Origin of the sequence: Hymenobacter sp. GOD-10R (genome assembly GCF_035609205.1) — a bacterium.
In the GTDB taxonomy this organism is placed as follows: domain Bacteria; phylum Bacteroidota; class Bacteroidia; order Cytophagales; family Hymenobacteraceae; genus Hymenobacter.
The window spans coordinates 4,861,097-4,880,450 of the sequence record NZ_CP141184.1; the positions used below are offsets into that span (position 1 = coordinate 4,861,097).

The 19,354-nt window shown below is 55.7% G+C and carries 17 protein-coding genes; 14 read left to right on the forward strand and 3 right to left on the reverse strand.

What is annotated here, in order from left to right:
• Positions 1-38: 38 nt before the first annotated feature.
• The 4 genes from SD425_RS19280 to SD425_RS19295 all read left to right on the forward strand — a co-directional run bounded on the left by SD425_RS19280 (position 39) and on the right by SD425_RS19295 (position 7,935).
• Positions 39-1,415: an MBL fold metallo-hydrolase gene (locus tag SD425_RS19280; protein ID WP_324671637.1), complete on the forward strand. Its 1,377-nt coding sequence runs from the start codon at positions 39-41 to the stop codon at positions 1,413-1,415.
• 261 nt (positions 1,416-1,676) lie between these two features.
• Complete coding sequence (locus tag SD425_RS19285; protein ID WP_324671638.1) at positions 1,677-2,900, forward strand: exonuclease SbcCD subunit D C-terminal domain-containing protein; 1,224 nt, start codon at positions 1,677-1,679, stop codon at positions 2,898-2,900.
• Positions 2,901-3,039: 139 nt separating this feature from the next.
• Positions 3,040-3,981, forward strand: coding sequence for an NmrA family NAD(P)-binding protein (locus SD425_RS19290; RefSeq protein WP_324671639.1), 942 nt, complete (start codon positions 3,040-3,042; stop codon positions 3,979-3,981).
• 522 nt (positions 3,982-4,503) lie between these two features.
• Complete coding sequence (locus tag SD425_RS19295; protein WP_324671640.1) at positions 4,504-7,935, forward strand: SbcC/MukB-like Walker B domain-containing protein; 3,432 nt, start codon at positions 4,504-4,506, stop codon at positions 7,933-7,935.
• A 160-nt stretch (positions 7,936-8,095) separates the two neighbouring features.
• Here the strand turns inward: SD425_RS19295 and SD425_RS19300 are convergent, their stop codons facing one another.
• Together SD425_RS19300 and SD425_RS19305 are read right to left on the reverse strand one after the other, a co-directional pair.
• Positions 8,096-9,169: a DUF6687 family protein gene (locus tag SD425_RS19300; protein WP_324671641.1), complete on the reverse strand. Its 1,074-nt coding sequence runs from the start codon at positions 9,167-9,169 to the stop codon at positions 8,096-8,098.
• Between the two features lie 154 nt (positions 9,170-9,323).
• Positions 9,324-9,653 carry an HNH endonuclease gene (locus SD425_RS19305; RefSeq protein WP_324671642.1) on the reverse strand — a complete coding sequence of 110 codons (330 nt, stop codon included), beginning with the start codon at positions 9,651-9,653 and terminating at the stop codon, positions 9,324-9,326.
• A 213-nt stretch (positions 9,654-9,866) separates the two neighbouring features.
• Between SD425_RS19305 and SD425_RS19310 the strand changes: the two genes are divergently transcribed.
• The 9 genes from SD425_RS19310 (at position 9,867) to SD425_RS19350 (ending at position 17,662) form a co-directional block, all read left to right on the forward strand.
• Positions 9,867-10,310 (forward strand): hypothetical protein, encoded by a 444-nt coding sequence (locus SD425_RS19310; RefSeq protein WP_324671643.1) that lies wholly within the window; start codon positions 9,867-9,869, stop codon positions 10,308-10,310.
• Positions 10,311-10,460: 150 nt separating this feature from the next.
• Positions 10,461-10,769, forward strand: a complete 309-nt coding sequence (gene trxA, locus SD425_RS19315; protein ID WP_324671644.1) for a thioredoxin — start codon at positions 10,461-10,463, stop codon at positions 10,767-10,769.
• Positions 10,770-10,955: 186 nt separating this feature from the next.
• Positions 10,956-13,235, forward strand: a complete 2,280-nt coding sequence (locus SD425_RS19320; protein WP_324671645.1) for a TonB-dependent receptor — start codon at positions 10,956-10,958, stop codon at positions 13,233-13,235.
• Positions 13,236-13,277: 42 nt separating this feature from the next.
• On the forward strand, positions 13,278-14,108 hold the full coding sequence (locus SD425_RS19325; RefSeq protein ID WP_324671646.1) for a DUF4249 domain-containing protein: 831 nt from the start codon (positions 13,278-13,280) through the stop codon (positions 14,106-14,108).
• Between the two features lie 210 nt (positions 14,109-14,318).
• Complete coding sequence (locus tag SD425_RS19330; RefSeq protein WP_324671647.1) at positions 14,319-14,636, forward strand: lipocalin family protein; 318 nt, start codon at positions 14,319-14,321, stop codon at positions 14,634-14,636.
• A gap of 243 nt (positions 14,637-14,879) precedes the next feature.
• Entirely contained in the window at positions 14,880-15,734 is an 855-nt protein-coding gene (locus SD425_RS19335; RefSeq protein WP_324671648.1) for an ABC transporter ATP-binding protein, read from the forward strand.
• The gene (locus SD425_RS19340) at positions 15,718-16,497 is read left to right on the forward strand and encodes a hypothetical protein (protein ID WP_324671649.1); all 780 of its coding nucleotides are present in this window, start codon (positions 15,718-15,720) and stop codon (positions 16,495-16,497) included. Before SD425_RS19335 ends, SD425_RS19340 begins: the two co-directional genes overlap by 17 nt.
• Positions 16,498-16,515: 18 nt before the next feature.
• Positions 16,516-16,926, forward strand: a complete 411-nt coding sequence (locus SD425_RS19345) for a GntR family transcriptional regulator (protein WP_324671650.1) — start codon at positions 16,516-16,518, stop codon at positions 16,924-16,926.
• On the forward strand, positions 16,910-17,662 hold the full coding sequence (locus SD425_RS19350; protein ID WP_324671651.1) for a hypothetical protein: 753 nt from the start codon (positions 16,910-16,912) through the stop codon (positions 17,660-17,662). Before SD425_RS19345 ends, SD425_RS19350 begins: the two co-directional genes overlap by 17 nt.
• On the opposite strand, the gene SD425_RS19355 is transcribed toward SD425_RS19350, so the two are convergent.
• Positions 17,624-18,451: a purine-nucleoside phosphorylase gene (locus SD425_RS19355; RefSeq protein WP_324671652.1), complete on the reverse strand. Its 828-nt coding sequence runs from the start codon at positions 18,449-18,451 to the stop codon at positions 17,624-17,626. The two genes, SD425_RS19350 and SD425_RS19355, sit on opposite strands and share 39 nt — an antisense overlap.
• A 200-nt stretch (positions 18,452-18,651) precedes the next feature.
• On the opposite strand from SD425_RS19355, the gene SD425_RS19360 reads away from it, so the two are divergent.
• Positions 18,652-19,344 (forward strand): PKD domain-containing protein, encoded by a 693-nt coding sequence (locus SD425_RS19360; protein ID WP_324671653.1) that lies wholly within the window; start codon positions 18,652-18,654, stop codon positions 19,342-19,344.
• Positions 19,345-19,354: the final 10 nt, after the last annotated feature.

A 19,354-nucleotide genomic window follows, 5' to 3' on the forward strand; every position in this document is an offset into this window, starting at 1 on the left:
TTCGTAAGTAGTAGTGCCTCCCACCACAACCAACCACCATGAGTCCTCTACCTAGTAGTAGTACCTCCGTCCAGATTCAGCAATTTTATGATAAAGGCCTGGCTCAAGCGAGCTATGCCATCCGCTGCGGCCGCCAAGTGGCGCTCATCGACCCAGGCCGCGACCCACAACCTTACTACGACTTCTCCGACGAGCACGACGCACGTATTGTCGCGGTCATTGAAACCCATACCCACGCCGACTTCATCTCCAGCCATCTGGAAATAGCCGAGGAAGCTGGCGCCACTATTTATTGCAGCAAGTATTCGAAGGCTCTTTACCCCCACGATACCTTCGACGACGGCGACCGAATCAACCTAGGCTCCGTGGAGCTGCATGCGCTGAACACACCTGGCCACTCGCCCGATAGCATTTCGGTGCTGCTGATGGACGACGGTGCCCAGACGCGTGCCGTGTTTACCGGCGATACGCTTTTCGTGGGTGATGTAGGTCGCCCTGATTTGCGCGAAGACGCCGCGCTCGGCAACCATCAGCGTGAAGAACTCGCTGCGCAGCTGTACCGCAGCACCCGCCAGCGGCTAATGTCGTTGCCGCCCACTACGCGTGTATACCCCGCGCACGGCCCCGGTTCCTTATGTGGCAAAGTAACGAGCCCCGAACTGGACAGTACCATCGGTAAGGAGCTGAAGACTAACTATGCGTTGCAAGCCATGTCGGAGGCCGAGTTTGTGCGTGTTCTTTTAGAAGACCAACCGTTTGTGCCGAAGTATTTTCCGTACGGCGTCGCGCTCAACAAGTTAGGTGCCCAGCCGTTTGAAGACAGCGTGCGGGCGGTGCCTCGCCTACAGTCAGACGCCTTGCTGGCAAATGACGTCCTGGTTGTCGATACCCGACCTGCGCCTTCATTCCGAGCCGGCCACTTGGAAGGTGCTATCAACCTGATGGATGGGGGGAAGTTTGAAACCTGGCTCGGCTCGGTGGTAGGCCCGAAGGAATCGTTTTACTTGCTCGCTGATTCGCAGATTGCCCTCGACACGGTAATCCGCAAAACAGCCAAAATCGGCTACGAAACTAATATTCGTGGTGCCTTGCTTACCCCGGCGGTGCTGCCTATGACCAGCCCGGAGCTTGACCTAGAGCAAGTACGCCAGCATGCCGATGATTTTACCATCGTGGATATTCGCAACACGAACGAGAACAAGTCACCGATTTTCGCCAATGCCCTCTCAATTCCGCTTCCCGAGCTGCGCGAGCGGGCCCATGAGGTACCTACCGATAAGCCCATCCTAGTGCATTGCGCGGGCGGCTACCGCTCGGCGGCAGGTGCCAGCATTTTACAGGCCGCTCTGCCCGGTGCTGCCGTTTACGACCTCGGTGAGGCCATTACGGAGTTTCAGAAGCAGCCGGTTCATTAAGCGCTTAGCGCAAAGCTCAAGCTTCGCGTATTGTTGAAGGGTGTAGCGCGAAGCTCTCGCTTCGCGCGTCGTTGAACGAATAGCGCCTAGGTTGTCGTGCTAGCTTTATTGTTCAACGCTGCGCGAAGCTCCCGCTTCGCGCTACACCGTGCTAACGTCCTCGTTTAACGCAGCGCGAAGCCCTTACTTCGCGCTGCAGGGCCGTACTCTTTGCGAGAAATAACTTAATTTCGAAGTTGCTTTCTTTGCTTCTTCCCTCCTATGCTAATTCTTCACACGGCTGATTGGCACCTAGGTCAGCGCTTCATTGGCGGCCATGAGCGCACCGAAGAACACCGGTATTTTCTTACTTGGCTAGTTCAAATCGTACGCGAACAGGCCGTGGAAGTGCTCGTGGTGGCCGGTGACGTATTCGATACTGGCTCCCCTTCGAATGCTGCGCTGGAGCTGTATTACAACTTTCTGCTGCAAATGCAGGCCACTGCCTGCCGCGACATTGTGATTGTAGGCGGTAACCACGACTCCCCGGCTACGCTCAATGCCCCGGCTCGCCTGCTGCGGCATTTGCGCGTGCACGTGGTTGGTTGCGTACCCGAGTGCTTTGAGGATCAGGTCCTCGTGCTGGATGACGCGCAAGGCAAGCCGGGCTTGGTAGTATGCGCTATTCCTTTCCTGCGCGACCGGGATGTGCGCCTGTCGGTGCCCGGCGAATCGGCGGAGGAGCGCGAGGTGCGCATCCGCCAGGGCATTGCGGATCACTATGCCCGAGCCGCGGAAGTTGAAATGGTGTGGCAGTTGAAAGAAGCCGGCGTGCCCGTGCTGGCTACCGGCCACCTCTACGCCGCTGGCGGTGCCGCCTCCGACTCAGAGCGCACGATTCACGTGGGCAACCTAGGTCAGATATCGGCCGAGCACTTTCCGGAAGTATTTGATTATGTGGCCCTAGGTCACTTGCACCGACCGCAGCGCGTGGGTGGCCGCGAGCATATCCGCTACTCCGGCTCCCCCATTCCTCTCTCCTTCTCCGAAATCGACCACGGCAAGGAAGTGCTTTTGTTAGATTTTGTACCAGGAAGCGTACAGATTCAAACCCTGGCCGTGCCTGGCAGCCGACGCCTAGCTCGCTTCCACGGTTCGCTGGATGAAGTACTTAGCAAGCTCACCAGCTACGACAACGCGGGCTACCTACTCCCCGCTTGGATCGATTTGGAAGTGCGCTCGGAGCTAGGGCAAACCGAAGTAGCCGAGCAGCTTCTGAAAGTCATTGCTACGCTCGACCGCACCCAAATCGAAGTCCTGAATCGTCGTCACCTGCGCTTGGTGGCTTTGCGCCCCCTCGATGAGCCGGAACCCCTAACCCGCAGCCTCCACGATTTTACGGAGCGTGAAGTATTTGAGCGTCGCTTGGAAACGGAGCCGGAGGAAACACGTCAAGAGCTACTACGCGCCTTCGATGAGCTGCTGGAATTGATTCGAGAAGCATAGTACGGACTACAACCAAAGATCGGCATAACCTAAAGCGCACGCGCTTTGTAACATTCGGAGCCATTGTCTGTATGTCTTGCTGAGCTTCCTACCTGATTTAGGATGGAGCACAGCCTCAGTTCTTACCAACAGACTTTCAATGGCAACAGAGCCCACAACTACTTCCCCCCATAGCCTAGCTTCGGAGCCAACCACCATTGTGCTGGCAGGTTCCACCGGAGCCCTAGGGTTGTTAATTGCACATCATCTTCGGCGCCGGGGTGCGGCCGTGCGGGCGCTTGTGCGGCCGGGGAAGGGCAACACGGCCGAAGCCACTTCGCTACGCTTGCAAGGGTGTGAGCTTGTGGAAGTTGATTACAACAACGCCGAGGAGCTGAAAAAAGCCTGCGCTGGTACTGGTTGCGTGGTATCGGCTTTGTCGGGGCTGCGGGAGGTGATTGTTGAGGCGCAGACCCGCCTGCTCGATGCGGCTGTGGCGGCGGGCGTACCACGCTTTATCCCGTCTGACTACTCAGCCGATTTTACCCGCTTGCCCGAGGGCTCGAATCGCAACTTCGACCTGCGCCGAGAATTTCAGCGCCGGGTTGATCAGGCCCCTATCCAGGCGACTTCCATTCTCAACGGCATGTTCATGGACTTGCTGAAAGGGCAAGCGCCGGTTGTCCTGCAAGGTCCGCGCCGGGTGGTGTACTGGGGCGATGCCGACCAGCCGCTGGACTTCACCACGATGGTAGACACCGCTAACTTCACGGCGGCCGCTGCTCTCGACCCCAACACCCCCCGCTTCCTGCGCGTGGCCGGCGAGGTAGCCAGCATCCGCGACCTGCAAGCCGACGCCAGCAAAGCCACCGGCCAACGATACAAACTCTTGCGCATGGGCGGCCTAGGTGTGCTCGCCGGCATGATCAAGGTAACGCGCACCTTGTTTCCGGCGAAAAACGAAGTATTTCCACCTTGGCAAGGCATGCAGTACTTGCACAATATGTTCACCGGTCAAGCAAAGCTAGCTGAGCCATTAGACAATGCACGCTACTCCGATATCCAGTGGACGAAAGTGCAGGATTTGCTAGCGGTGAAATAGCAAGTACAAACCTTGGTTACTAAAGCAACGCCGCCACCCAGACTAGCTAGGTGGCGGCGTTGCTTTATTTTTTCCACTGGGTTTTGCGGAACCGCTTCCAATTGCGCTGTTGGTTCGCAAAGGTAGAGTTGGGAGTTTCAGGCCCGTGTGGGAAGCAGAATGAACATCCCTGGCAGTATGTTGTCCGTGCCACCTGCACATTTGAAAGTTTGACTGGCAGCGCCGCAAACGCTCCTTCTTCAAGGATGCCAAAGGCTTTGTTGAGTTATTTTACTCGTTTCATGAAGCTTTAGGTTGGTACCTAAAGCGAGCTTCCTTTCGCAAATGTGAGCATGAAGATCATGGCAACGAGAAGATTATAGAAGCACTTTTGCTTGCCTCCGCAGCACAAGTATAGGTATCTTCGTGGTCTTACAAGTTTGTAGTCACGATATTTCGTGGCAATACGGTTGACTGTCTTCGTGCCACTTAGCGCGGCAGGAGCCTAGCTTACTTCGGCGCCCTCCTAGCCGACTTTTACTCATGAAAATTCTCCGCGTCCGTTTCTTTAACCTTAACTCGCTGCGCGGGCAGCACGAAGTTGACTTCGCCAACTCGCCGCTCGTCGACGCGGGCTTGTTTGCCATTACCGGCGCCACCGGCGCGGGCAAAACCACCATCCTCGACGCCATTACCCTAGCCCTCTACGGCCAGGTGCCGCGCCACGACGGCAGCGGCCCCGAGCAGGTGATGAGCCACGGCACCGGCGAAAGCTGGGCAGAAGTGGAGTTTGCGGTGAATGGCAACTTGTACCGCGCCAAGTGGGGCCAGCACCGCGCCCGCAAGCGCCCCGATGGCCCACTGCAAGATTCGCGCATGGAGCTGAGCGAGCGACGCGTAGTAGAAGGAGAGGAAACCTGGCCCTTCTTAGAGACTTACAAGTCGAAGGTGCCGAGCAAAGTAGCAGAGTTGAGCGGCCTGGAGTACCGACAGTTTCTGCGTTCGGTGCTGCTGGCGCAGGGCGAGTTTACGCGGTTTTTGAAGTCAAGCCCCGGCGAGCGTGCCCAGCTGTTGGAGAAGATCACCGACACGCGCAAGTACTCGGATATTTCGGTTTTTGCCTTCCGCAAAGCCAAGGAAGAGGCCCAGCAAGTGGACGTACTACGCGCCGGGCTAGCGGGCGTGACGCTCCTTTCTGCCGAGGAAGTGACGGTGTTGGAAGCCGAAGTACAAGATCTGCAAAAGCAGGTCGCCAACACGACGGCTGAGCAACAACGCCTGAATGAAGCTAAAAACTGGCTCGATCGGCTGGTCGACCTAGCTAGCCAGCAGCATCGCGGCCAGCAGCAGCTTACCGAGCTTACCGCCAAAGCCGAAACGCTGGTGCCCACGCAGCAACGCCTTCAGAAGCACACCCAAGCGCTTCCCTTCCGCACGCCGTGGGCATTATTACAACGAGCCGAAGAGGATATTCAGAAGCTGCAACGCAGCGCCGAGGAACTGCGCCAACAGCTTCCGCAGCTCCAACAGCAGTTGGTTGCCGCCACACAGGTACGCACCGCCGCCGCCGAAGCAAGAGAGGCCGCGCTGGCTGCTCAGCAAGAGCAAGAGCCACGTTTGCGTGAAGCTGAACAACTCGATTTATTAGTGAAGCGCGACGAGGAACTGCTCCAACAAGCCCGACAGCTTTACGACCAGAAAAACGAGCAGTGCAAACGGCAGAAAACGGAGCTAGATCAGCTCACCGCGCAAGCTCGCACCTTCCGGCAACAGGTAACTGAGTTGGTAACTTGGCTCAACCAACACCGCCCTTTGGCCGAGTTAGCGGACACGCTACCGGAGCTGACGGCTCACTTGCAGGACTGGGACCATCTGCGCGGCGAGCTAGGCCAACTCGCGCAACGCCAACAGGAGCTTCAGCAACGGCAGCGCCAAGCCGCCGAAGCCGTATTGAAGCACCAGCAGCTAGCTACTATGGCGCAGCAACAACTCACCGACCTAGGTACGCAGCAACAAGCCGCCGCCACTCACCGCGACCAATGGCTGCGGCGTCTGCACCACCATGCGGCCCAACTAGACCGCGACTACAAAGCGCAGCAGCAGCACTGGGACGATTTGCGCCGCTCCATGCAGCTTCAGCAGCTTATTCTTTCGCACACCGAAACGCGCGAACTACTCACGCCGGGGCAGCCGTGCCCGGTGTGCGGCGCCCTCGAGCACCCATTTGCCGCCGGCCTGCTAGGTATCAGTGAGGAATCGTTGGAGCGCGATAAGAACCGGGAAGAGGAGCTCAGCCAACAGGTACGGGCTCTGAATACACGCCTAAACCGCACGTCTACCTACGTGAACATGCTGGAGCAGGCCGGCGGGCAACTCGCCACTGCTGTTCCTAGTATTCTGCCGCTGCTGCTAGAGGCCGATGAGCGCATGGCCGCTGATGAGGTGAAAGCCGTCGTGCAGCAACTCCGCACCCTGGAGCAGCAGCGCCCAGCGGCGGAAGTCGCTTTGGCACAAGCCCTAACGCAGCAGGAAAGTACCCAGCGTCAACAGCAGGAGTATCAACAGGATTTAGCCACAGTAGCGGCTGCCCTGCGCGACGCGGAAGAGCGCGTGCCATTGGTAAAGCAACAGATCAGCAGCTTGCTGAGCAGCTTCGGGTTGAGCTTCAACGAGGAGAATGGTCGTGAGCTGATTGCGCGGTGTCGCCAGCTCAGTGCTGAGTTTGAGCAGAAGAAAGAGGCGTTGGCTTTGTTGGAAAAGCAGAGCGAAACCAGCCAAGCTAGGTCAGAGGAACTCGCCAAAAATCACGCAGAAACGCATCAGTGGCTGCGCGAAAACAAGCAGGATCTAGTTGATAAGTACGCCGCCATTCAGCAGCAAAAAGCGCAACGCCAAGCCCTCTTTGCGGGCTCTAACATAGCTGCTGCCCGCCAGCAGCTCGCCGCTGAAGCGCAACGCCGCAGCACCGAGCTGGACCGCTTGACGCAAGCCCTGCATGAGCAGCAAACCCGCCTTACCCGCGCCGACGATCAGCTCCGGCAGCGCGAGCAGGATGCGCAGCAGCAGCACCAGGAGCGCGAGCAGCAACATGCCGCCCTCGTGGCCGACCTAGCTGCCGCCGGTCTCCCCCACGACCCCACGGCGCTGGCGGCCTTGTTGCTGCCTGATACGGAAGCACGCCGTCTCACCGATGAGCTACAAAGCCACGAGCGTGCCGTAGCTGCTACTCAGCAGCGACTAACCGAAGCTGCGCAACAGCTTCAGCTAGAGCAAGCACGCGCCCTGACCGACGAGCCTTCCGAAACGATTCACGAGAAGCACAAAGCCGTTAACGAAAAGCTAGCGTTCCTCAATCAGCAGCTAGGGCAGCGCCAGCAGCGCCTCACCGACCATCACCGCGGCCTGGAGCGACACGCGAAGCTGGCGGTTGAGCTGGAAAAGCAGCAGCAGGAAGCCCGGCGCTGGCGTAGTCTCGCCGACCTCATTGGCGCCGCCGATGGGAAGAAGTTCAGCGAGTTTGCCCAAGGCCTGACCCTAGCTCGCCTGACCGAGCTAGCCAACCGCCACCTGCACCGCCTCAACGACCGCTACCGCATCACGCGCAACCCCGACGAGCACCTAGACTTGCTCATCGTTGACCACTACCAAGCCGACAGTACCCGCTCGATGAACTCCCTTTCGGGTGGGGAAAGCTTCCTGGTAAGTCTGGCACTTGCCCTAGGTTTGTCAGAGCTAGCAGGCCGTAAGACGCAGATCGACACACTATTTATTGACGAAGGCTTCGGTACGCTCGACCCCGATGCGTTGGACGTGGCGCTTTCGGCCCTGGAAACCCTGCAGGGTTCTGGCAAAATGATTGGCGTGATTTCGCACGTGGATGCCCTAAAGGAGCGCGTTACCACGCAGATTCACGTGCGCAAGGGCGCTGGCGGGGTCAGCTCCTTGCGCGTTGTCGGATTTGGGGAAACAAGCTAGACCTGTCTTTAAAATCTCCAGAGCAGCCATGAACAGTCACAGTCATGCTGAGCTTGCCAAAGCATCTCGCGGGCAGTAGTAACTACAATTGTTAGGATTAGCATTGCCCACGAGATGCTTCGGCAAGCTCAGCATGACGTTCTGAAGTCTTCTTCAAAACCTAAATGGCCTCTACTCTGGCGCCCGCCTCACGGATTTCTGCCCAGCTCCAGTACCGCTTCGGCGTGATGGTAGCATAGTGCTGCCGGAAAAACGTGACTACTTCGCGCTCTATTACCTCCGGCGGCAGCGAAGACGCGTAGATCGGCCGCTGGTCGGGGTCGGCGTAGCGCTGGGCTTTGTTGAGGCCTTTACCTGCCAGGCGTAATAAGGGGCCTGTATCGGTTACAGGATCGAAAGTCCAACGGCGGGCACTGGTTTCCAAGGCGTTTAGGTGACTGGCCAAGCCGTCGAGCGGCAAGCGAGGTAGCGTGGGCCGCGACTCTAGGTCAATCCAAGTCGTGTATTTGTATTCAAACTCATAGCGTTGCCCGCTGTAGCAGCTCAGCACCATATCGAAGCCTGCCGTTGGGCCAAAAAGGGCATAGTACGGCAGCGGTTCTGGTGTGTGCACGATCATTAGCCCAATTTCCGGGTAGCTTGTGAGGTGCGTGGCCGGGCTTTGCATCACGGCTACCGCCTCCCGCACACGCCTGTATTCTGGCTCCCATGCTACACGACCAACCTCCGGGTTTTCTAGTATTTCTTCAAAGGCGGGTAGAAACCACGCAAACTTCTCGGCAGAGGCTTCGTCTTCGCGCCGACGTACGGCTGGCGCTCCAAAGGGTGGATAAAACAGCTCTTTCTCTTTGGCGTTCAGCCAACAAACCAGCTTCAGAGCGTTGTCAGCCAGCGGGTTGTTCCAGTCTAGTTCCCGAAAATCACCTAGGGTAGCCGTGAGCCGGAGCAACGCCTCGTAGCGCAGAGCAGCCCCAGGGTGCAGCAAGCTCCAGACTCCCATGAACCCATCCACATCGAAATGGTTGGCTGACACGGCGGCCGCTGCCAAGCCTGATGCCGTGGGTGCATGCAAGGCGCGCAATACAGAACCAGCGCTGGTATCATCGCGCAACGGCTCGGGCGTAGCCGCGCCGCGCCAATGCGCCAGCACCAGCGCAGCACCTAGGCCCGTACTATCCACCAGAATAGTAGGCTGCTGGCGCAACTGAGCAAAAGGAACAAAATAGTGTTGCATGAATCGCAATGATAAATAACTCGCTCGGCTAGCGTACTTAGGTCAAAAGCTGGAAAGCGCGAAGGTAGGCTAGTTGTCATTAGCAGGTAGGCGGCTAGTTTGACCAGTGGTTGCTCTACCTAGGAAAGCTATGTCAGGCTGGCTGCTGCTAGTTTCAGCGCCGGCGCCGATTGGAAATATGCTCCACCCGACTGCGCCGTATCCAATGCAGATATTTCTGTAATTCTTCCGCTTCGCGCAATGCTTCAATAGTACCATACTTGCGGGCTAGCTCCCGGTTGCTCAGCAATAGATGCACAGTGCTGTGGCACGGCTGGCACAGGTCCGCAACTGGCCCGTAGCGGCCGCCTTCCTCGCGCGGTACCAAGTGGTGCCGCGTCACGTGCCGAACGTGCCGCAAGCACAGCTGACACTGCGGCTCGGTGCTCGGCCGAGGTTCTCTTTCGGTACTTTGATTGGTATGAGCCGTGCGGCGACGTGGCATACGCAGTAATGATTCAGCAATTATTGAAAGTAAGTACAAGTGATTTTGCAATCAAAAACAGCTATTCGTACCAATTTGATAATTTTTTTAAGTACAGCTATTGTCCTATTTTCTTTGATTGGCTAGCATTTTGCTTTCCTATGTTTCGGATGGTTTCCAGCGCTCCGCGGGGCTTACTGCGGTCCTCACACTTATTTGTTTTCTCTCTGTTGTATGCCGAATTCTACTCCTGCTTTTCCCTCCTCACTTGCACATGCTTGCCGGGTTGCTGGTTTGCTGCTAGTGTTGTTCTTTCTTGCGCCGAAAGCATCTCACGCTCAAACGTGGTTGGTGTCGACTGATCCTTACGTGAAGCTAGGGGTAGTGGATAAGTTTGGGCAGCTTGGCACCTACACCGCCAAGTTTGTGGTCGTTAACCAGACTACGGGCAAAGAGTACATCCTCTCCAAGCAGGTTGACTCGCCCCAAAAAGGCATTGACGTTGTGTTTCCATCGGAGCCTTCGGAGGCCCAGTATTTTGCTACTTCTACTGGTGAAGCAGCCAAAGCTACACCAGGCAAATACGTGTGGGAGTGCCAGGTAGCTGGGAAGCGCGTGGTTAGCGGCCGCTTTACCCTTGCCCCTGCCGCCAATGACGTGACCGTAATCGAGCGGTAAGCCAACCAAGCTTTATGACCAGCCCGACGCCTACGCGCCGGGCTTTTCTCTTTTGCACTATTCCTTTCGCCGACAAGTTTCGTATTAAACTCTAGCAACTAGCCATTGGGGCTAGTGCTTCCCGATTTGTGTACTTAACTTAGCCTCATCATGCCTAAGAAATCTTTTGCCGAACTCATTAGCAGCCCCGGAATGCCGGTGCTGGTCGATTTTTACGCGGATTGGTGTGGCCCTTGCAAAACCATGGCACCTATTCTAGAGCAAGTGGCGGCACAGCACCAAGGAAAGGTCAAGGTGATTAAGATCGACGTGGATCGGAACCAGGCGGCGGCCCAGCAATTCCGCGTTCAGAGCATTCCCACCCTGATTCTGTTCCACAAAGGCCAGCCCGTATGGCGGCAAGCCGGCGTAGTATCGGCGCCTCAGCTTACCCAAACCCTGCAATCCTACGTGCAATAGCGTACTTGCGAGTAGTGCTACTAACGAAAACACGAAAAGTTATATCGTACTGAAAATACGATAAATAGCTAGGAGTCGACGTTAGGGAAGCGCATCTTTTTACCTTTGTGCTTTCCTGTTGTCGTAATGCGTTTTAGACTTTTACTATTCGTTTCCCTTCTCGGATTATTGCTAGTTAGCGCGCCTTTGCCTAGTTGGGCTCAGGCGCGCTTTACGTTGAGCGGTTACGTACGCACCGACTCGAAAGAGGCGTTGCCGGGCGCTACTGTTGCGGCGCCGGCGCTCGGCAAGGGCGTCACGGCCGACTCGACGGGCTTCTACTCGGTGTCGTTGCCTGCCGGCACGCAGGATCTGGTGATTTCCTTCATCGGCTATCAGACCCTGACGCGCACCATCACGCTCACGAAGAACCAACGAATTTCCTTTAGCCTAGCATCAGCCAACAATGAGCTAGGTGAAGTAGTAGTGCAAGGCTCGGGCACTCTAGAGCAGAAGTTGCGCGCCCCGCAAATGAGCGTAGAGCGTCTCACGGCCCGCGAAGCCAAGCTTCTGCCAGCTTTGTTCGGGGAGGTCGATATTCTGAAAACTTTGCAACTCAAGCCCGGCGTGCAAAACGGCGGCGAAGGCACCAGCGGCCTGTTTGTGCGCGGCGGCTCCGCCGACCAGAACTTGTTCTTGCTGGATGATGCGGTCGTGTACAACCCATCGCACTTGTTCGGTTTGTTTTCGGTGTTCAACTCCGACGCCGTGCAGAGCGTGGACTTGTATAAAGGCGGCTTCCCGGCCCAGTATGGCGGCCGCCTCTCGTCGGTGGTGGATGTGAAGCTGCGACAAGGCAACCCGGAGAAGTTTGGGGTCAGCGGCGGCATTGGTCTCATCTCGTCGCGCCTCACGGTAGAGGGGCCCATTAAGAAAGGAAAAGGATCGTTTCTTGTCTCGGGACGACGCACGTACTTCGACATTTTCACGCGCCAGATCAATAAGCTCAACGCAGGTGAGCCAGACTACAACCCCATTCCCGACTACTACTTCTACGACTTCAACCTGAAGGCCAACTACAAGCTAGGTGACAACGACCAGGTGTTCCTGACGGGCTACCTAGGCCGGGACATTTTTGGCTTCAACAGCACCAACGGCTTCAACATCAACTTCGACTGGGGCAACACGGTGGGCTCTTTGCGTTGGAACCACGTCTTCTCGTCTAAGCTGTATGTAAATACCACCGTCTCGGGTACCGACTACAAATACCGGATCGGCAACCAGCTCGACCAGTTTGGCTTCGGCATCTCGTCGAATATCCGCGACCAAGCTGTTCGCACCGATTTCGACTATGCCCTCAGCAAGCGGCACGCTCTGAAGTTTGGCGCGACGGTTACCAACCACCAGTTCGGAGTGGGCCGGCTGAATGCGAACAGCGGCGACGGCACGCTCAACATTAACTCCGATGTGCATTATACTGGTCAAGAAGCTGGGGTATACATCTCCGATAACTTCCGAGTCAACAAGAATCTGCAGCTAGACTACGGGCTGCGCCTCACCGGCTTTCAATCCGGTTCCGACCACTTTGGCGGTATCGAACCGCGCTTTGCCGGCCGATATTCCTTCTCACCCAAGGCTTCGCTGAAGCTGAGCTACGCGCAGATGTACCAGTACGTGCATCTAGTTTCAAACTCTGGCGCCACGCTCCCGACGGATATTTGGTATCCGTCGCGGCTGAATGTGAAGCCGCAACGCTCGCAGCAAGTCGCTACCGGCGTGAGCTTTCTGCTAGGCAACGGCAAGTTCTTGCTCACCGATGAGGTTTACTACAAGTGGGCACATCGCCAAGTAGACTTCCGCGACGGGGCACAGCTTTTCGCCAATTCTGACCTAGATGCCGAGTTCCTGTTTGGCAGAGGCTGGGCCTACGGCAACGAGCTGTACCTGGAGAAAAAGCAGGGCCGCACCACGGGTTGGATTGGCTACACCCTAGCGTGGACCAAGCGCAAGTTTCCGCCCCAGCGTGGCACTACTGGCATCAACAACGGTGAAACCTTCTATCCCTCCTACGACCGGCGCCACAATATGACGGCCGTGGTACTTCACCAACTTTCCACCCGTTTTAACCTGACAGGCTCCTTCGTGTTTTCGTCGGGCAACCCGACGACGCTGCCCCAGAGCCGCTTTATTTACCAGGATATATACGGCGCTAATTACAACGTGGTGCCGGTGTACCCGAAGCGCAATAGCTACCGTTTGGCCTCTTACCATCGGCTCGACCTAGGGGTGGTGTACAAGTTCCGACCGCGCCACGGCGAGCAGGACCTAACGCTGAGCATATACAACGCTTATAATCACCGTAATCCGTATTTCATCTACTTCGATCAGGTGAAAGACGAGCAAACGAATCTGGTGATTGGCTACCGTGCTCGGCAAGTGTCACTGTTCCCGGTTATCCCGGCGATTACCTACAATTTCAAGTTCTGATTTCAATCTGGCTTTCTCGTTTTCAGTTCTTTCTGCCGCTCTATGACCTTCCGCCCCACCTCGTTGCGTCTGCTTCACGTATTGCCTATCTGCTTGCTAACCAATTGCGGCTTGCAGAAGGATATTGATATTGAGCTGCCCGCTGGCCCGGCGCAGCTCGTGGCGGAATGCTACCTAGAAGATGGCGTCATACCGCGCCTGACGGTGACGGAAACGGTGCCTTACCTATCAACCACCGAAACCATCACGCTGCCTGAGGTAACGGTAGTACTCACCTTGCCTAATGGCACGCACGATACGCTTCAGTATGCGCCCGGCCTGGACCGCAACACGCGCAAAACGTATACGCACATTAGCAAGCGGCGCCTTCGGGCCCGGCCCGGCGACACCTTCCAGCTTGATATCACGGATAAACAAGGTCGCCACCTGACGGGTACGGCTACCATGCCTACCGCCATCCCGATTGAATCGGTGGAATGGAAATTCAATGACAAACCTGAAGGGGAGCGCCAGGCCTATCTAACTGCCCGTTTCCAAGATCCTGCTAGCACGACTGATTTCTACCGCTTCCAGATTCATAAAAATTACGTTCATAGGGATACAGAAAGCGACTACAACGTAGATGACCGACTGACCAATGGGCAACTTGTCACGCTCGGTACCAGCTACCGCTTCAATCCACAGGATACGCTAATCGTTAGCCTCTACCACATCGATCAGCCATACTACCAGTTTATGCAATCGACGGATGATGCGCGTAGCGCTAATGGTAACCCCTTCGCCCAACCATCCGCCATCCGCTCGACGGTGCAGGGCGGCGTGGGAGTCTTTACGGTGCTGAACTATCAGCGCAAGACAGTTATTTTGAAATAATTTTTCTGGCTAGCTCTTGCAACGTTCGGAGGCTGCTAGGTATCCTCAAGGTGTCATCCTTTATACCTAATCACTTCTGACTATATGGTTCGCACTGTTACTACGTACTTAAAAATTCTAAGCCTAGGTGCCGTCTTGGCGAGCTGTAATGCCGCAGGGGTAGAGCCCGGAAAATGCGGGTGCACACCTCCTCCTGCAGAGCCTGTGACCATGGCGCAGCTCGTGCACACCTGGCAGTTAGATCAGATAATGGCTGGTGGCCAATACACCGATGGTCCGAATATCAAGGACCGTTACCGCATCCAGTTTATGGCCGATGGTCGCTATGCTCAAACGCTGCTCGCCGATAGTACGCGCTATGTTGGAACGTGGAAGCTAGCTGGCGATAATCATACCCTGCAGCTCACCGACCATAAAGGAGCCGCCCAGGAATACACAATCAACGGCGCCACTGGCCAGAAACTACTTTATGGCCGCGGCAACAAAGAAAACAAGTACGAACTTTACACCTTCACACTAGTACCCTAAGCTAGGTGTGACCTCCGTACCCGGTGCTGACTTTAACATAGGCTAGCCGCTGGTTGCTTTATCTAACTCGCCTTTCTGCTACCGTTTGTGCCCGTCGTGGTAAAAACAGTAGTGGAAAGGCGAGTTTGTTTGTGTGGCCAATAGCTACTAAAAATATTTTTTAGGCTAACGCATACAAGCAATAGCTCTTACCGATATGTTTACGGTGTATTACATTAATAGTACACCATAACAGTAATAAGTATGATAAAGGTTGAGAATTTGAGCTTCGGCTATCCTAGCCGACCTCTATTACTGGAGAATTTAGACCTAGCCTTGGAGCGAGGTCACATCTATGGTCTATTAGGCAAGAACGGCGCGGGCAAAAGCACGCTGCTTAAGAACCTAGTGGGGCTAGCTTTTCCGCGGTCAGGCCAGTGCTTGCTGGATGGTCAGCGAACCGACAAGCGCCTACCATCCACACTGGAGAAGGTTTACTTCCTGCCCGAGGAAGTGTATGTACCGGCGCTCACCGGCGGGCAGTTCATCGCGCGTACCAGTAGCTTCTATCCGCAGTTTGATGCGAATAGCTTTCAGCGCTACTTGTATGAGCTAGAGGTGCCGCTACACGCTGTATTGAGCCAATTGTCTTTTGGGCAACAGAAGAAGTTCATGATTGCCTTTGGCCTAGCTACCAACACAAGCTTGCTGGTGCTAGACGAGCCCACCAACGGCCTCGACATTCCCTCGAAAGCGCAGTTCCGCCGTCTGATTGCCTCGGCTCTTACCCCGGAGCGCTGCGTCATTATATCCACGCACCAAGTGCGCGACTTAGATAGCCTAATTGATACAGTAGTGGTGCTGCATCAGCAGCGCATCGTCCTGAATGAAGACCTGGAGAAGCTAGCCGAGCGTATCACCTTCGCGACGGTGAGTGCGGCTCAAGCGCACGAGGCGCTTTACACCGAAGACTCCGCCCGGGGACGTCAGGCGATTCTGCCAAACCTGACCGGCCAGCCTACCAGAATCGACCTAGAGTTGCTATTCAACGCCATTACGGCTTCAGATCAAGCCCTTACCTCCTACCTAAATCAACCTAGCTATGCACAACCTGTTTAGCCTGCCGCGCTTTAGCCGACTATTTCAGAAACACACTGCCGAACACTGGAAAAGCTACCTAATGGGTACGGGTGTGCTGGCAGGTGCGCTGCTGCTGGTACTCGGCTTTTTGAGCTACATGAATGGCGGTGCACCCAACACCAGAGCGCAATCCGCGTTTTTCGGGATGTTCATGTTGGGCGCTGGCTTTCTGTTTACAAGCCACGTTTTTGCCGATTTCAGCGGCAAGGCCCGCGCTATTGCAGCCCTGAGCCTGCCAGCGTCACACCTCGAAAAGTACGTGGTGGCATGGCTGTACTCTTTCTTATTTTTCCTGCTGGTCTACATCGGGATTTTCTACGCCGTTGATAGCTTGGTCTTAACACTTGCTGCGCACGGCGAGCAGCCAAGGCCCATGCTGAACTTGTTCGCGCAGGAAGAAAAAGCCTACTACGCGTTTCTGCTGTTTGCCGCCGTGCACGGCATTGCCTTGTGGGGAGGCTTGTTTTTCGAAAAGCTAGCTTTCATCAAAACGGCAGTATCCTTTTTTGCGCTTCTGATGCTCGTTAGCATTCTGAACTACAGCTTGTTGCAATCACTACTAGGCGTTGATCTGCGCTTCAATCTTCCTTTCCTGAGCGCCGACTTCATCGAAAATGAGCACTCCTATTACCGCATAGCGCCCACCGGCTTGCAGCAGTACCTACCAGAGTTGGTGCTGTTAGTTCTTTCCGCTCTTTTTTGGCTGGCCGCTTATGCGCGGTTGCGCGAGAAGCAACTTTAAGCCGCGAGGATCTTACCCATGAAATTTAAAGATAATGAGCCTATTTACTTGCAAATAGCGGCCTACGTGAGCGACCAGATTCTGCTGGGCACGTGGCCCGTGGAACATCGGCTGCCCTCCGTGCGCGAGCTAGCCGGCGACTTGCAGGTAAACCCCAATACAGTGATGCGCACCTACGATTTCTTGCAGCAGCAGCAGATCATCTATAACAAGCGCGGCATTGGCTTTTTCGTAGCGCCTGCCAGCGATGACAAGATCAAGGAATACCGCCGTGAACGGTTTGTGCAGCAAGATTTACCGGAGTTCTTCCGCACCATCTTTCTGCTCGGTATCAGCCTCGATGAGGTGCAGCTGCGCTATGCCGCTTACACGGCGGCCCATTTTCCTACTTCTCCACTTCCTTCCGTCCCCCATGAAAACCAGCAATAAACTAGTCTTAGCGGCCTTGGTGGCAGTACTTGTGGCACTTGGCTTCTACAACAACGCGCTACGGGCTGAATACCGCTCCGGGGCTTTTCGCAATCCGCTCCGGGATTTTGTGACGCTGCCGCTCCGAGATTTTGATGCGCTGCATGTGCAGGCGGCTAGCCTGACCAGCGTACGTATTCAGCCTGGTCCTTATAGCGTGCGGGTGTATCAGCCTCTAGCTGACGTGCTGCAAGTACAGCGGCGCGGACGTGAGCTTACTCTAGGGGTCAACTTTCTCGGCGAATTTCGGCCTCGTTTTCTGGGGAGCCGCGAGCCTGCTATTATTATCACCTGCCCTAGCCTTGCCGCATTGCGCACTGATGCAACTTATGCCGTGAAGGGCGCCATTCAAACGGATCAGGCTCAACCGTGGGGTGAGAGTCGGGTGTTGGTGCAGGGCTTTAAGCAGGACAGCTTACTAGTTCAGGCTGACAATGGCAGCCTAGTCGAGTTGCGCGACAACACCCTTCAGCGGCTGCGGGTAGTGGCGGGGCATACCAATGGGGTACCTGTCGTGCGCTTGCATCTCGGCAACCACATTCAGCAAGCTAGCCTCGCGATGGGTGGCAAAAGCCAGCTGGTGCTCGAGGAGCTAGCTATTCCGGACCTGCACTATCAGTTTGCCGATAGTGCTACCACTACCCTGCCCGGCCGCAACCTAAGTGCTCTGTTGCCGCGCAATAACAGCCTTAAATAGAGCCGTTAGGCGCGGCTCTGCGTCGGCGGCGGCACGCAAGATGTCGGCTAGCGCTACGGGTTTGAGCTTGCCGGGGGCGCACAGATCCGTAATGACCGAAACAGCTAGCACCGGCAAGCCAGCATGGCGAGCGGCAATGACTTCGGGCACCGTGCTCATGCCCACGCCATCGGCGCCAATGGTGCGCAGGTAGCGGTACTCGGCGGGCGTTTCCAGCATCGGGCCAGGCAAACTAGCGTACACGCCGCGCCGCACTCTGTTGGCAAAACCTAGCTCACGAGCTGCTGCTTCGGCTTGCGCCAGCAAGCCTAGGTCGTAGGGCTCGTACATATCAGGGAAGCGCGGACCTAGCTCGTCTAGGTTCTTACCTACCAAGGGGTTGGTCGGTTGAAGGTTGATGTGGTCTTCGATCAGCATCAGGTCACTGTACTCCATTTCGGGGTCAAGGCCGCCACCAGCGTTGCTTACGAACAGCTTCTTGATACCCAGCAGCTTCATTGCACGCACCGGAAACACCACCTGCTCCATCGAGTAGCCTTCATAGTAATGGAAGCGCCCCTGCATGACCAGTACCCGCCGACCCGCCAAGGTGCCCGCCAGCAAGTTACCCGAATGGCTTTCGACCGTTGACACCGGAAAGTGCGGGATTTCGGCGTAGGGCAAGGTGTACTCAATAGTTACATCCTTCACCAACGCACCTAGGCCAGTGCCGAGGATAATGCCGAATTCCGGCTGAAAGTCGCCGATTTGTTGGCGTATGTAAGCAGTAGCTTCGTGGAGTTGTTGCATAGAAAAAAGAGCCAGGAGCTGCAAGTATACACATTGTAGCTTCTGGTAAAGGCTATTTGATGTTTTCTGCCTCTGGTAGGCTATTGTCGAACTACTGTTTGCTCAAATTGTGAACAGATATAACTCCCTCCATACTCTAGCACATTTTTTAATGTATATATGTAATTTTACACTTATAAGGCGACGATTTACTATAAATCATGAAGCTCCGCTTATTACTCTTAGCCTCTGCTACTCTACTAGCCTCTTGCGACGACGAGGAAATTCAACCTGATACAGAGTTTGTTACAGCTTTCGACTTACCTGACAACGGTGAATCACAAACGATCATAGCTATCCAGAACCAATCAAAGAACGGGCTACGCTACGTATGGAATTTTGGGGATGGCACTACTTCACAAGAGGAAAATCCGACCCACATCTTCGAATCACCGGGCATCTATGCGGTCAAGCTCAAAGCGTTGGGGTTCGGAAAAAGTGATTCTGTAACTAAGACGATCAAGATTGCGCCATTCAATCTTTTTACCCGCGTAGATTCACATTTCGCCGGAACTTACGATTGCAAAGTAGTTTACGAGTATAGCGCCTATCAATCGCCCACGACCCGGACGCGGCTGCCTGATCAGGAAGTCGTTATCACGGAAGCCGGCGCGAGTACCCTGAAATGGAATGATGCGCTTCTGAGCTACTACCCTAGCATCACTGGCTCGCCTCAACTGCCCTACAACTCGGCGTATAACTTCTACAGCCTAGCTACCTCAGCGGCGCCACGCACTACTGCCAGCGCCAAATTCTACGCTGCTGGCGATAGTGCCGTCTTTAGCATCTCGAAGAGAACTGGAGCGAGTAATGGTAGTGCCACTACCACTTATCACGGCATTCGCCGTCCTTAGCATAGTGCAC

Bases quoted from the DNA above. Each gene is read 5' to 3' on its own strand.
- SD425_RS19280 (WP_324671637.1), top strand. From the start codon at position 39: ATGAGTCCTCTACCTAGTAGTAGTACCTCCGTCCAGATTCAGCAATTT.
- SD425_RS19285 (WP_324671638.1), top strand. From the start codon at position 1,677: ATGCTAATTCTTCACACGGCTGATTGGCACCTAGGTCAGCGCTTCATT.
- SD425_RS19290 (WP_324671639.1), top strand. From the start codon at position 3,040: ATGGCAACAGAGCCCACAACTACTTCCCCCCATAGCCTAGCTTCGGAG.
- SD425_RS19295 (WP_324671640.1), top strand. From the start codon at position 4,504: ATGAAAATTCTCCGCGTCCGTTTCTTTAACCTTAACTCGCTGCGCGGG.
- SD425_RS19300 (WP_324671641.1), bottom strand. From the start codon at position 9,169: ATGCAACACTATTTTGTTCCTTTTGCTCAGTTGCGCCAGCAGCCTACT.
- SD425_RS19305 (WP_324671642.1), bottom strand. From the start codon at position 9,653: ATGCCACGTCGCCGCACGGCTCATACCAATCAAAGTACCGAAAGAGAA.
- SD425_RS19310 (WP_324671643.1), top strand. From the start codon at position 9,867: ATGCCGAATTCTACTCCTGCTTTTCCCTCCTCACTTGCACATGCTTGC.
- trxA (WP_324671644.1), top strand. From the start codon at position 10,461: ATGCCTAAGAAATCTTTTGCCGAACTCATTAGCAGCCCCGGAATGCCG.
- SD425_RS19325 (WP_324671646.1), top strand. From the start codon at position 13,278: ATGACCTTCCGCCCCACCTCGTTGCGTCTGCTTCACGTATTGCCTATC.
- SD425_RS19330 (WP_324671647.1), top strand. From the start codon at position 14,319: ATGGCGCAGCTCGTGCACACCTGGCAGTTAGATCAGATAATGGCTGGT.
- SD425_RS19335 (WP_324671648.1), top strand. From the start codon at position 14,880: ATGATAAAGGTTGAGAATTTGAGCTTCGGCTATCCTAGCCGACCTCTA.
- SD425_RS19340 (WP_324671649.1), top strand. From the start codon at position 15,718: ATGCACAACCTGTTTAGCCTGCCGCGCTTTAGCCGACTATTTCAGAAA.
- SD425_RS19345 (WP_324671650.1), top strand. From the start codon at position 16,516: ATGAAATTTAAAGATAATGAGCCTATTTACTTGCAAATAGCGGCCTAC.
- SD425_RS19350 (WP_324671651.1), top strand. From the start codon at position 16,910: ATGAAAACCAGCAATAAACTAGTCTTAGCGGCCTTGGTGGCAGTACTT.
- SD425_RS19355 (WP_324671652.1), bottom strand. From the start codon at position 18,451: ATGCAACAACTCCACGAAGCTACTGCTTACATACGCCAACAAATCGGC.
- SD425_RS19360 (WP_324671653.1), top strand. From the start codon at position 18,652: ATGAAGCTCCGCTTATTACTCTTAGCCTCTGCTACTCTACTAGCCTCT.